18 protein-coding genes and 4 tRNA genes are annotated in these 12,331 nt (G+C 61.3%); all 22 read left to right on the forward strand.

Annotated elements, in window-relative coordinates:
* The first annotated feature begins 22 nt into the window (after window positions 1–22).
* The 22 genes from AC3WQA_RS17385 (at window position 23) to AC3WQA_RS17490 (ending at window position 11,734) form a co-directional block, all read left to right on the forward strand.
* Window positions 23–99, forward strand: a tRNA-Pro gene (locus tag AC3WQA_RS17385).
* Between the two features lie 25 nt (window positions 100–124).
* Window positions 125–201 (forward strand) — tRNA-Arg (locus AC3WQA_RS17390).
* Between the two features lie 16 nt (window positions 202–217).
* Window positions 218–293: transfer RNA gene (locus AC3WQA_RS17395), tRNA-His, on the forward strand.
* Window positions 294–307: 14 nt separating this feature from the next.
* Window positions 308–383: transfer RNA gene (locus tag AC3WQA_RS17400), tRNA-Lys, on the forward strand.
* A gap of 140 nt (window positions 384–523) precedes the next feature.
* Complete coding sequence (locus AC3WQA_RS17405) at window positions 524–1,123, forward strand: hypothetical protein (protein WP_492676280.1); 600 nt, start codon at window positions 524–526, stop codon at window positions 1,121–1,123.
* Window positions 1,120–1,683: a hypothetical protein gene (locus AC3WQA_RS17410; protein ID WP_492676281.1), complete on the forward strand. Its 564-nt coding sequence runs from the start codon at window positions 1,120–1,122 to the stop codon at window positions 1,681–1,683. Before AC3WQA_RS17405 ends, AC3WQA_RS17410 begins: the two co-directional genes overlap by 4 nt.
* 198 nt (window positions 1,684–1,881) lie before the next feature.
* Window positions 1,882–2,328 (forward strand): hypothetical protein, encoded by a 447-nt coding sequence (locus AC3WQA_RS17415; RefSeq protein WP_492676282.1) that lies wholly within the window; start codon window positions 1,882–1,884, stop codon window positions 2,326–2,328.
* A complete protein-coding gene (locus tag AC3WQA_RS17420) occupies window positions 2,325–3,035 on the forward strand; it encodes a hypothetical protein (protein WP_492676283.1) in 711 nt (236 codons plus the stop codon). The genes AC3WQA_RS17415 and AC3WQA_RS17420 overlap by 4 nt, the downstream gene beginning before the upstream one ends.
* A gap of 10 nt (window positions 3,036–3,045) precedes the next feature.
* A complete protein-coding gene (locus AC3WQA_RS17425; RefSeq protein WP_492676284.1) occupies window positions 3,046–3,435 on the forward strand; it encodes an ankyrin repeat domain-containing protein in 390 nt (129 codons plus the stop codon).
* 139 nt (window positions 3,436–3,574) lie between these two features.
* Entirely contained in the window at window positions 3,575–3,769 is a 195-nt protein-coding gene (locus tag AC3WQA_RS17430; protein WP_492676285.1) for a hypothetical protein, read from the forward strand.
* A gap of 67 nt (window positions 3,770–3,836) precedes the next feature.
* Complete coding sequence (locus AC3WQA_RS17435) at window positions 3,837–5,627, forward strand: hypothetical protein (protein WP_492676286.1); 1,791 nt, start codon at window positions 3,837–3,839, stop codon at window positions 5,625–5,627.
* A 521-nt stretch (window positions 5,628–6,148) separates the two neighbouring features.
* Window positions 6,149–6,790 (forward strand): type 4 pilus major pilin, encoded by a 642-nt coding sequence (locus AC3WQA_RS17440; RefSeq protein ID WP_492676287.1) that lies wholly within the window; start codon window positions 6,149–6,151, stop codon window positions 6,788–6,790.
* A 6-nt stretch (window positions 6,791–6,796) separates the two neighbouring features.
* A complete protein-coding gene (locus AC3WQA_RS17445; protein ID WP_492676288.1) occupies window positions 6,797–7,159 on the forward strand; it encodes a hypothetical protein in 363 nt (120 codons plus the stop codon).
* A 327-nt stretch (window positions 7,160–7,486) separates the two neighbouring features.
* Window positions 7,487–7,963: a hypothetical protein gene (locus AC3WQA_RS17450; protein WP_492676289.1), complete on the forward strand. Its 477-nt coding sequence runs from the start codon at window positions 7,487–7,489 to the stop codon at window positions 7,961–7,963.
* A gap of 51 nt (window positions 7,964–8,014) precedes the next feature.
* A complete protein-coding gene (locus tag AC3WQA_RS17455; RefSeq protein WP_492676290.1) occupies window positions 8,015–8,326 on the forward strand; it encodes a hypothetical protein in 312 nt (103 codons plus the stop codon).
* A 164-nt stretch (window positions 8,327–8,490) separates the two neighbouring features.
* Window positions 8,491–8,769 (forward strand): hypothetical protein, encoded by a 279-nt coding sequence (locus tag AC3WQA_RS17460; protein ID WP_492676291.1) that lies wholly within the window; start codon window positions 8,491–8,493, stop codon window positions 8,767–8,769.
* 25 nt (window positions 8,770–8,794) lie between these two features.
* Entirely contained in the window at window positions 8,795–9,328 is a 534-nt protein-coding gene (locus AC3WQA_RS17465) for a hypothetical protein (protein ID WP_492676292.1), read from the forward strand.
* Window positions 9,325–9,603 carry a hypothetical protein gene (locus AC3WQA_RS17470; RefSeq protein ID WP_492676293.1) on the forward strand — a complete coding sequence of 93 codons (279 nt, stop codon included), beginning with the start codon at window positions 9,325–9,327 and terminating at the stop codon, window positions 9,601–9,603. Before AC3WQA_RS17465 ends, AC3WQA_RS17470 begins: the two co-directional genes overlap by 4 nt.
* Window positions 9,600–10,220: a nucleotide-binding protein gene (locus AC3WQA_RS17475; RefSeq protein WP_492676294.1), complete on the forward strand. Its 621-nt coding sequence runs from the start codon at window positions 9,600–9,602 to the stop codon at window positions 10,218–10,220. The genes AC3WQA_RS17470 and AC3WQA_RS17475 overlap by 4 nt, the downstream gene beginning before the upstream one ends.
* Window positions 10,220–10,885 carry a hypothetical protein gene (locus AC3WQA_RS17480; RefSeq protein WP_492676295.1) on the forward strand — a complete coding sequence of 222 codons (666 nt, stop codon included), beginning with the start codon at window positions 10,220–10,222 and terminating at the stop codon, window positions 10,883–10,885. Before AC3WQA_RS17475 ends, AC3WQA_RS17480 begins: the two co-directional genes overlap by 1 nt.
* A gap of 250 nt (window positions 10,886–11,135) precedes the next feature.
* Window positions 11,136–11,315, forward strand: coding sequence for a hypothetical protein (locus tag AC3WQA_RS17485; protein WP_492676296.1), 180 nt, complete (start codon window positions 11,136–11,138; stop codon window positions 11,313–11,315).
* Between the two features lie 77 nt (window positions 11,316–11,392).
* Window positions 11,393–11,734, forward strand: a complete 342-nt coding sequence (locus AC3WQA_RS17490) for a hypothetical protein (protein ID WP_492676297.1) — start codon at window positions 11,393–11,395, stop codon at window positions 11,732–11,734.
* Window positions 11,735–12,331: the final 597 nt, after the last annotated feature.

Genomic DNA, 12,331 nt, shown 5'->3' on the forward strand with positions numbered 1-12,331 from the left:
TGAAGGCTGTCGCGGGCTCGTTCGGGGTATAGCTCAGTCTGGTAGAGCGTTGCGTTTGGGACGCAAAAGTCGGGGGTTCGAATCCCTCTACCCCGACCAACACGCGTCCTGCCACGAGGCCTCTGCGCCTGTAGCTCAACCGGATAGAGCATCGGCCTTCTAAGCCGACGGTTGCAGGTTCGAGTCCTGTCGGGCGCACCAGTCAAGCGTTAATATGGTGGGCGTAGCTCAGCTGGTAGAGTCCCGGATTGTGATTCCGGTTGTCGTGGGTTCGAGTCCCATCGTCCACCCCAAAATTCAAGTTTCAGGGCCGTTAGCTCAGTTGGTAGAGCAGTTGACTCTTAATCAATTGGTCGAAGGTTCGAATCCTTCACGGCCCACCAATCAGAACAGGCACTTAGGGCAACCTAAGTGCCTTTTTCTTTGCCCCAGATTTGAACTTGGACCCCGCCTGGACCCCCTTGGTCAGCATTCAGGCGCCCGGCTATGATGAGCGTTCGATCCCTGCTGGTGCTCCGCTTCCATGCCCAAGCGCATCCCTGCCATTCCCACCGAGGTGTTGATGCGGGAAGCGCACATGCTGCCGGACAGCACCCGGTTGCTGCCCACACAGGTGATCATCGTGGCCGGCCTGACCGAAACACAGCTCTCAGACAAGCGCCGGTCCGATCCACCCAAGCCGCCGCATCCGATGCCGCGTGAGAAGGGCCACCCGGGCCTCTGGTATGCCCTGGGGGAGCTTCGGAAGTATCTGGACGGCGTCCAGGAGCAGGCCGAGGTCGATGCGGAGCTCGGCCGCAACCACTTCGAACAGAAGCTCCGGTTCTCTGCCTGGCTCGGCACGGCCAACATCCAGACCCGTTGGCCGTTTGCCCTGGTCGGCCCGCACAAGCGGCCCGTGGACCTCTGGGCCACGATCCGTGGCGAGGTCACCATGAGCCGCGGTGACAAGGCAGGGTGGCTCAGCGTGGGGGAATACCTCGAAGCGCGCCAGGCGGCCGTGTTGGCCGAGTCGCGGGCAGCGGATCGGGCCGAAGCCGTGGCTGAGAGCGCCAAGCGGGTGAAGCGCGCCAACGCCAAGCCACTTACCAACCGATCCGACCGTATGCGGATCAAGACGTGACATCAAAGTCGTCACGGGCTGTCCGTCCGGAGTTTGGCGAACCCTGGCGGTTGGAAGATCTGCGTGCGCGTTATGACTACCACTTGCCCATCACGGGGCCCGAAGCGTGCTTGCTGATGGGATGGACGAGGGACAAATTGAATGACCATCACAAGCTTCATCCGAAGCGGCCACCCATCAAACTCGCCAAAGCCCGAGAGAAAGACTGGAACCACTATTGGCTGGGCGAAGTCCTGGACGCGATTGAGCAAGAGACGATTTGGCAGTTGAAGCAGCGCCAAGACGAGCGGCCACTCTCCGAAGTGCAGCGTCGCAACCGAGAGGCTGCGAAGGAGAGGCAGCGCGAAATCAAAAGGATTTCCGAGGCAGCCACCCCATGGATCAGCGGTGCCAGATTCTCGACTTGGGTTTCCATGGCCCGATCGGACGATGAGTGGCCGATGGTCAAGCGTCGATCGGGAGCATTCGAGGACTACTTCGAAGCGATTGGCTCGATCAAGTCCGGCGATCGAGTCGCGTGGGTCAGTTTGCAGGAATACCTGACCCACGTGCAGGCCTAGCTCGATTAGGAAAGGGCCCGAGCAAAGTTACGGGCCATTCAGAAAAAACCCCACCTCACCGCACCTCACGGCACCTCACGTCCGACGCAACTGGGCTGCCGAACCGTGTGTGATGAAAAGTGCTGCAGCTCGATCCTTTCTCCAAGCCTCCAACGACCCTGAGCAACGTGCGATGGGCGGGCAGGCAAGGAGAAACACATGTCACCCGAAGCCCCCAAGTCCAACCCGGCCGACCAGCCGCCCCCGCACGCGATCGACAACCTCGATCTGCGTGCCGTCTGTCGTGCCCTCGATGCGGGTGCCAACCCCAATGCCACGGAAAGCCGCATGACATCGCGCCGGGGAAGCACCTGGGCGCGGAATGTGCGCGCCCTCAATAAGTCGGCGAACGCTCACGACTGGCACCAGACCGTCGCCACGATGAGCGTGGACGACTGGGAAAAGGAAGTCATGAATCTGGGTATGGCCGGCGAGGTGCTGTTAGAACGCGCACCCGCGGCGGTCAAGCGTGCCTGCGAGCTCAACGACAAGTTTTGCGTAGAAGACAACGCGCCGGCAGCCCTGATGCTGGCACGAGGCATGGTTCTGCTCGCAGCGATTTTGCGCACCGAACCCGTCCGCGATCGCACGGACGTGCAGTCATGAGCACCGCCAAAACCACCAAACAACGGTCGGCGCTTCTGGCCGCTGTCGAAGCCGGTGACGTCGCCGCCATCTGCAGCCTGCTCGATGCCGGCGTGTCGCCGGATGCAGCCTTCAAGACCAGGACCGGCTACGAGGTGGCCTTGGCCTTGGGTGAGGAAGCGCTGGTGCAGCCCTTCATCGACGCCTTCCTCCGCGGTCCTCTCGATCGGCACTCCAATCACTGCCTGAGCGCCATTGCGAACCGGGTGTTCGAAGACGACCGCTTTTCTGCCGCCTTTGCCGGGACCCTGGTCGCTTACGTGGCCCACGGTCTGAGTGGCGAGCGTGCCCAGCGCCATTGGGACACGCTCTTGGCGCATGGTCTTCCCACCTTCCACGAGCTTTTCTCGAAACTACAACCACGTGTGGACGAGGTCCTGGCCGGCAAGGTCGCCCTAGCCATCGCCGATGGCTGGTTGCCGGTCGAGGCGTGGCGTGAGGGCTGGTTGCCGCATCACGAATACCTCCGCAAAGGCTGGGTTGAGGCCGCCGTCGCCTGCGTGGCCGGTGGCGCCAAACCCGACGAACCCACGCGCCGGTTCGGTCTCGAATCGCCCGAAGCCTTTGTGCACGCCTGGCCCACTTTCCTGGCTGCCGTGCGCGAACAACGCGTCCGCGCGCTCGTTCTTCCCTTCCTTTCCCCCACCCGCACGCGTCAGCGCGCCTAAGGAGCACACCATGGCTGTAGATCTTAGAAAACGGCGCTGGTGCGCCATCCACGAAGCCGCCTGGCGCGGCAACCTCAGTTGGTTGAAATCCGCGTTTGTCAATGCCACGGACATCGAGGCATTGGCCTGCCATGACTTCACCGCGTTGCACCTGACCGTGAGCCAACGGCACCCCGATTGTGTCGCCTGGCTGATTGCCCAGGGTGCCGACATCGAGGCCGCCGATCGCGATGGCGACCGGCCCCTGCATCACGTGGACTTGAACCCCAATCAGAGCAAGCCGGAGGAAGCCCGACGCATCCACGCGATGTTGATGGGGGCGGGTGCCGATGTGTGGGCGAGGAATCACGACGGGGTGTATGCCGGCGAGAGTCAGTGCCCAAATCAGTGGGATGGGTAATTAAGGGGTTATTGCACTTAATCATTGGTTCGCGTCAAGGCCATCTGAAAATCATCTCAGTGGCCCCTTGCGCGTGGAGAAATTTAGGCTACCTGTAGTGGGGCAATAGCCAATTTGGCCATCAACCAAGGAGCCCGACGTGTCCACGAACGCCACATCCATTGAGCGCAAACCGAAGAAAGAATGCCTGGTGCGGTCAGTTCTCGACACACGCACCTATTCGGAATTCGAAGCGCTGCATTCGCGGGAAGGCGAGAGTCAATCCAGTTTCATCCGCCGGCTGATCCTGCAAGCCCTGGCGAACGATCAACGCTCGCAATTGCGAGCCTCTTAAACGACGAAACCCAATCCCTGCCAGGACTGGGTTTCAGATCAGCAACAGACACTTTCGGAGCACTGTCGTGGAAAAGTCTACACAAGAATGCGGAGCCGTCAACCACGGTTTTGAAGAGGCCACATCTTTTGATGAGCGGATGGGTGACCAAGATCCGGGCGTGTCAAGGCCTTTGGCCGCGGTGACCGACATCGAAGCGGCCCGTCAGAAACGTGCGGAGCAGTTCGCCGATCTGGACATTCCCGACACGCTCAATTCCGAGAACATGTTCAAGGCCATGAAATTGGGCATGGCCGCGCTGCAAAAACAGGCGGCCCGTGAGCAGGCGAAGAAAGACAAGCAAGCAGCGAAGAGCAGTCAGGCCGAACCGCAGGCGGACTCCCAAGCGGAGCCAGGCTTGAAGTTGCGCTATTCACAACACTTCGCATCGTGCGAGGAAATCCGCGTGGGTGGTGGCAAGAAAGGGCGCACCGTGTATGTCTGGAACGGTGCCGAGGCACGTTGGGTGGCGCAAGATGAAGATGAAGCGCGGAGCCACGCAACGGAATGGCTGTCGCACGCGGCGCCAGACAAGGCTGACGCTGATCTGGGCGGCAAGTGCTTGCGCACGGCACTCGACCTTCACAGCCGCCGGCCGTCCAAGCGGTTGCCCGAGCAGGATCCAAGGCACCCCATTTTGCCGGTGATCGGCGCTTACCTGCGAATTGGGGACGATGGCGTGATCCGCGCATGCCATCCTGACATGCAAGCGGGGGTGACCCATCGGGTGCCGGCGGCGCTGGACTGGTCGCGTGTGGACGAGGAAACCAGTGTCTACACCCCGCGTCCGTTGCGCGAGGGCAGTCGCCTGGCCGAATACCTGGACAAATTCATGCCGGACCTGGAAGTCCGCGATCTTTTGCAAGAAGCGGTGGGCAGCAGCCTGATGCCTGCCGGTGGCTGGCACAAAGCGTTCGTGCTTTCCGGAGGTGGCTCAGGTGTCAACAAAGATGGCGCCAACGGCAAATCCACACTCTTGAAAATGCTGGAAGCGTTGCACCCGGAAAACGTGATCGTGGATCTGACGACGCTGGACAAAGATGCGTCCGCGATCGCCGACCTGCAAGGTAAAACCCTGGCCACTTCCAGCGAAACGCCCGAGTTTTTGGGTAAACAGGTCGAGGTGAAGCTCAAAGCGATCATCGCGGGGGACCAGGTGCGGGGCCGGTCGCTTTATCAGAATGCCGTGTTCTTCGAGCCGCAGCTCAGCCTCTGGATGGCACTCCAGGGCAGCGGCATTCGCTTTCAAGATCGTTCGGCTGCGATGGAAGAGCGTTTCTTGTGGATCCCGTTCAACCAGCGCATCGCGCGCGACAGCGCAGAGAACATCCGCAACTTCCATTTGCTCATTACCGAGATTCCCGAGGAGATGGGCGTGTTGCTGGATTGGGCCTTGGAAGGCGTGTCGCGGTTGTGTCGGAACGGCAAGCGTTTCAGCGCGAAGCCTGCATGTCTCAAAGCGGCCGATGAAGCGCGGCGGATTGCGACCGACCCGACCTATGCGTGGCTGGTTGAGCGTGAGGTAGCGATCAACGGCACCGAAGAGACCAGCATCCCGGCGATCTATGCCGCCTATCGTCAAGACATGCTCGACCAGGAAAACCGCCCGCTGGCGTCGCAGCAGTTCTTGACGGCATTGGAAGGATACACAGGCCCGTGCAAGCGACGGCACCCATCGGGCGGGGCCCGCCATGCAATACGACCACGCACCATCAACGTGAGCGTGAATGGCATTTCCTCTTCATACCATCACTGGGATGCGCAACCGGACTCGGTGCCGGTGCAGGAAACGTGGACGTCGGGTGCACCGAAAATCTGATTCGGTTCAACATTGACCCCCTTAGACCCAGCTTCGGCTGGGTTTTTGTTGTTCGTCGCACACAAGGCGGAGTGATGTGTTCTACATGTGTGCGACCGAAACCGTTGTGCCACAAGGCTTTCGCCCAAAATGCACGTAGAACAGACCAAAAAAGAAAGTTTGAAATTCAAGAGATTCACACACCCAACATCACGGTGGGATTGACCCTGATGCACTCTTTTTTCGCAGGGGAGTTTTTATATGTGTTTGATGTGTTCTACCTACTCAAATATCAAAAAAATCGCATAAGAATGCGGGTTTCGGTAGAACACATGTCGCACACATGTAGAACAGAGGGGTGAGTCATGTGTGCTACCGACTGCCGACGGAAGGGAGGGAACGACCCATGGCGCCTACCGGCGCAGTTTCACGGCAAGGCAAGTTAAAACCGGTCCGCGTTGCGGACAATTCCCGCCGCGCTATTGACGGCACCCGATCTTTCGTCACGTTAACAGGTATCCCGACCAGGATTCCCCGTGCCCATGCGTGTCTTCACTTCCCCATCCCGCGGTTTCGGCCTCTTCGAAACTATCCTCACCTTTGCGATCCTTATCGCGGCCAGCGCCACCGTCTGGGCTCTGGCTTCCCCGGCCAGCGTGACCTCGCAGGTTGCGCAGGAAATCGCCCGGCTCAGCACCATGGTGAAGAACATCGACAACGCCTTCGCCGGCTCAGGTGACTTTGCCGGTGTCAGCACGGCTAACGGCATCCGTGACAGCTGGCTACCGCGCAACATCGCACCCAGTGACTCCCCATGGGGCACGTTCGATCTGTCCCCGGCCACCGTTCACACCGCCAACGATGCCTGGCAAGCCAGCTACGCCACCGTGCCACCGAACGCCTGTGCCCAACTGACCGCGCAAGCCCTGCACACGACCGCATGGCTGGCCGTCACGGTCGATGGCACCGCAGTCAGCACAACCACGGCACAAGGCGCCTGCACTGATCCGAAGCACCCCACGCACGCACTGGTCTTCGTCCGCTATGTTGGCACTAAGACCGGCCCCACCTCCGGCCTGCAGCCCGTGTGCTTCGACCGCTACCGCAAGGATCCGCGGGGTTATGAAGCTGGGTGTCCTCAGAACGACTCGGCCTATGCGCTGGCACCGCACACCCTGGACTGAGCTGACATGACCCACTCACGCGGCGCCTTTCTCCTGACCCTCCTGCTGATGATCGGCATGGTCGCCACCGTCCATGCGCAGGACCCAGCACCCGGAGCTCAGATGCTCGGGTCGCCATGGCTAGGCCATAAAGTCGATGTGCGCGGGTTTGTGATCGCGTGGGATGGCGACTGCCGACAAGTGGCCGTTGAACGCGATGGGATTGAAGGGGCGGGCGGTCGCGTGTGGGCGTGCTACGCGCCAGGGATGAACGTGCCGGATCTGGGTGCGGATGTCCGGGTGCGGGGCAGGGTGACCGACACACGCATGACCCGAATGGGGCCGCGGTGGCGCGTGGTGCCGGTTGTGCAGATCCGCGCGAAGCACTGAGTGCTTTTCCCGGGTGTTTCTTGACGTTTAGCAAGCCGCCGCCAGGCGGCTTATCGCTCGGGAGACTTGCAGTGGGTGGTGTGGGTTCGCCAGCTTGCTGACAGCAAAAGCGCTGAATGGCAAAGCGGGTAGAGCAGGGCGCAGCGTGGCCAGGCCACGCTTGTCAGGCGCCTCAATCGTGTAAGGAATTCCTGACGCAATGAGGTGGAACATCCCACCGATACTCGCGCGCATTTTTTCCTAAAAGGGGGTTGCGCAGATGGAATTTCGGCTTAGTGTAGTTATGAAGGGTGACCTACCGACCACCCTATAACCGAGGAAAACACCATGAACAAACTCATTCGCGACATCATCAACCTGTTCCAGAACGCCGCTCGTTTCGACAGCGCCATCGATGCACTGACCACGTTTGCCCGCCGCCAGGCCCGCATCGAGCATCCGGAAGGTTCCTTCGACAACGCAGGTCGGTTCTACCCGAGCGACGATGAGGATTGCGGTGTGACGTCTTACATCCGCTCACCGAGCCGCAGCTGGCCCAACTCTTACATGCTGGCCTGCCGCTCGCTCGATCACTGCGAACGCCTGGTGGACGCCGACCATGATGACGTTCTGCTGCTGCGCCGCTTCTTCAAGAGCATCGAAGTGAGCCTGACCGACAAGACCGCCTGCCGTGCCGCCATCGCAGCCCTGGTGCCCCAGGCGATCGCCGACGATCGTGCCGCACGCGCACACCGGGCGCCGCGCAGCAAACCGCAGAACGTCAAGGGTGAGCCGCAAGTCACCCGCCAACGCGCACGGGCTTGAACGGAACTCTGGCCAAGGAAGGCCTCACCGCCCCTCACCGAGACCACGATCATGAAAACCCAAGAAGCCCTGCAAAAGACCTACATCACCGACGCTGACGGTAACGAACTGCCGCTCACTGAAACCCGCGACCCCCGTGCCGCACTCCACTTCACCCAGGTGGGCCTGATCCCCGATGGGATCGTGTGGCGCTGCGACACCATCACCGGCCGCGCGTTGACTCATCGTCTGACGTTTTCCAGCTATGCCGGAGTGGGCGAGAGCCAGCCCATCGGGTGGCTGTTGTTCCGCCAGATGTTGGCTCATGAACGCGTCGCATGTTGGGAGCGCGAACTGGAATCCCAACACGCTTGCGCCGCCTGAAAACCTTCACCCATTTAGTCCAACGCTCGAAAACTCTCCACCCGCTGAACCACAAATCTTTCTTCGAGAATCATCATCGAACGCTATTGACAGGCCCATAGATTCGACTAACGTCAATCTATAAGGGTGACCGACCGACCACCCATAAAACCGAGGACAACACCATGACCACACTCCATTTCCGCTCTCCCATCGCCGATGCAGACCGCACCCTGGACGGCAAGCCCATCCCCGTGAATCAGGAGCCCTGGCCCTTCCGCTCCGACTTCGTGCGCAACCTGCTGGCAGACATTCCCTATTCGGAGGCGGCCATCCGTGCGATCGAATTCAAGGTCGCCCATCCCGCAGAAGTCGAGCCAGACGTCCGCCTGTTCGACCTGAACCTCCGCGCTTCCGACCGCGGCTACGCCGACCCCATGCCGCTGCGCATGTCTGCCGCCTGATCCCTTCCTCACCGAGACCAAGACCATGCCCCTCCACGAAAACTTCAAAGTGAAGTCAGCCGCCGACGTAGCGCCGGAGCCCCGCCAGATTTTCCAGGCCATCCTCGCCAGCGATGTCGATGGGGTGGTGGCTGCGATGGTCGCGGGTGAGGATCTGAATAAGCCCAGTGCATTCAAGCTCACACCGCTCCATGTCGCTTGCCGGGTCTATGGTGTGAAAGCCGGCCCCGGGTTCTGTCGCCCGCAAGCCGCCGAAATGATCATCAAATACTTGCTCTCGGCTGGCGCCTCCGCGATCGCCCGCGATGCCCTGGGCCACATGCCAATCGAGTATTGCGAAGGCCATGCTCCGAAGTTTTTGCGCGACACGATGCAGAAGCTGGCCGACCAGAACACCTGGCCGGCACCGAATCCGGATAGCCACGGCTATCGAGAAGAGGACGTGGAAGCGCTGCACGTGGGCGGACGCATGAGGTTCAGTCGCCCCGCCAATTTCGTTCCGGTGTCGAGTTGCAAGCCGCACAAGCCACGTCGGAAGCAGGCAGCGGAGGCCGCATGATCTCCGCTGCCGACCTATTCAAGCACCTGCCGAAGCCGTGCAACAAGATCGGTTACCCGACAAAGCAGGCCGCGAAACTCGCGCTGCGCCAGGTGACCTCCTTCCGTCGCCACGAGGCCTCCGGGCGGTGCGAAGACCATTCGTATCGCTGCACGAACTGCGGCCGGTGGCACCTCACGTCGATGTCCCGCGAAACTTTCCACAACCTCAACCGTCGCCTGGCCGAGTGCCGGCACGGTGTCCGTAACCCTCAATCAGGAGTTTTCGCACGATGAACCCCCACCGCGTTCTCCACTGCTACTCCCCGAAAGGCGGCAGTGGCAAAACGACCCTTGCGCTCACGCTGGCCGGGGCTGCGGCTGCCCGTGGCCTGAGTGTGCTTGTTGTGGACCTGGATCCGAACGGCTGCGATGGCGGCGCGTTGCGCTGGGCCACGCAAGCCCAGGCTTTCGGACGCGCGCCCGCCTTCATGGTGAGCCCGGCGTTGCCGCGTCATGTCGATGGGTTCGATCTGATCATCACCGATCATCCGCCTGGCCGGCCCACGCGGTTGCCAGATGGTCTGGTGATCGTGCCCACGTCGCTGGATCCGGGGACCTACTTTTCGTCTCGGCGTGCGCTGGAACTACTGCGCAAGCGGCGGCCGGCACCCATTCTCGTGGCCAACCGAGTCCGCCTCGATCGCGCCGAAGCACGGCAGCTCCTGGCCCAACTGCCGGGGACGATCGCCATTCGGGATCGGGCCATTTTCAGCTCAGCCTACGGTCTCGGCGTCACGATTGCCGATGAGGGCACCGGCTTGTCGCACGCGGCGGCGGCCAGGGCGGAGTTCGAACCCCTGGTCGATCGCGTGCTCGCGACGCTGGGCGTTGCTGGGCAGAGGGCGGCGTGATGACTATCATCGACGGCATGACTGCCAAGACTGCCACCGCGAAGAAGCCAACCGCGAAAAAACCGAAGCCCGGCGACTGGATCGCCCAGGCGGAGGTGAGCGAGCGCAAGGACGACGGTCGATTGAAGCCGATGACGAAGAACGACGAGCGCACGCTCCCGCCAGGTTCGACGTTCCAGTTTCGCGAAGTCGCCGGCAGCGGTGTGGTCATGGCCGCACGGATCCCCAGCCGTTCCCGCGGATTCCAGTTTGCCATCCCCCCGACGCTGGCTCGCCAGGTGAAGAAGGCTACCGCGGGTCTGAATTGGTCCACCGCGTTCATGGCGTTGTGCGACTACGCGCTTGAACGGTTGGAAGCCGAGCCGGGCAAGCTGACCATCATCCCCGATGAGGATTCGGCGGGGCAGGGCCGGCTTGCGTGTTCGTTCGAGTTCGAGCCAGGCCGTAGATTGACCACGCACTTGAACGGGACGATGCCGGGTTGGCCGAAGGACAAGAGCGACCGAACACGCGTGGGCGTGCCCGAAGACGTGCGGGCTCGGGTCGAGAAGCACTTGGTCACCGGCAGTTTCGGGGGCACCGTCATGGCCCTGGCGCAATGGGCACTGATCGACTTGAAGGCCCGCAAAAAGCAGCTGGTGGTGACTCCGGCCGGCCAGGAGTGAGGGGGCGCTAGGTAGGCCGCTCACGCGACCAGCTTGATGCGAAAAGCAGAAGAGCAGGGGCGCAGCGCGGGCAAGCCGCGCCGATGAGGCGTCTCACACGTGTAGGAATTTCCTGACGCAACGGGACGGAACATCCCACCGAAATAAGTGTGTTCTATTTGCTGGAAAGGGGTTGCGGAGATGTAATTTCGGCCTAGTGTAGAGGTATGAAGGGTGACCTACCAACCACCCATAACGAAGGAGAAACACCATGAACTCAAACACGTCTGACAACAACACTGCCAACCTCCGCGATCAGTTCGCCATGGCCGCTCTAAGTGGAATTCTGGCTAGTTATTCGGGGGTGGACATGGTGATTCCGGGTGCGGCCCAAGATGCATACGGATATGCGGACGCGATGATGGAAGAGCGAGCGCGGAGGGAGGAGTAAGAGGACTGTGCAACCACCCGCTAAGGATGGCCCTATTCTTTCCCACAAAACCGACGAGACCCATCATGAGCAACCCCATGACCACGATCACCTTCGAATACCTCACCGACCTGACCCAACGCGCCTGGCGCTTTGTCCAGCACGAGTGGCCCCAGCTCCCCAGCGAGCCCATTCCCGTGTTCGAAATAAAGACGAAGGCCGACATGAAGAATCTGGGCATCGGTTACAAAATGGCCGAGATGAAGGCACTGGCTCACGATGAAGTGATCTTTCGCGTGATCTGTGAAGTGAGCGGTCAAGCCACGCTCTTGCGCCTGGACGATCCGAAGAAGAAGGACATGGAGGAGACACTGAATACCCTGTTGGACCGGATCAACGCGGCCAACGCGGCGGAAGCCGACCAGGCCACCAAGCACTGAGGCGTCGTAAGGACCACAACGAAAAAGGCCACCGCTTTGGGTGGCCTTCGATCAAATGCTATTTGCGCGGCGTTCGATCCGCCGAATTGTCGGGCACCCATCGTGGCCCGAGCTTCCCCGTCTCAGCGGTTCCCTGGCGTGCTGCGCACTCCGGGCAATAGCCGCCGATGCTCACTGAACCGTAGATCACTCCGGCGCAGCCTCGGCACAAGATGCCGTCCTCCATTGCCTCGCTCCAATCTCCCATCGTCGTCTCCGTTTTTGTTGTCGTAAGACCGGCCTCTTCGTGCCGGCACTTGAAGACTAGGCGCCGATCGCGCACGAGCGCAAGGCGCACGGCAACAAAAAAAGAACCCCCGATCTCTCGGGGGTTCGGCCGCCTACACGGCGGTTGCGCTGGAAAGGCGACAGGGTGGCGGCTCCCCAACGCACAAACAGCTTAGCGCCGACCTTTCTCAGATGTTGCGACACGCTTTTCCTGGCTTTCCCACCCAGCGTTTTTGATGTTCGCCGGCCGCCGGCCGGCCCCGCTCGATGCGATCCCGCGGAACGTCCACGGTAAGAGCGGCCCTCTCGCCCGGGCTTCTCCGGTCAAGT

This window comes from Rhodanobacter sp. FW106-PBR-R2A-2-24, assembly GCF_058789615.1.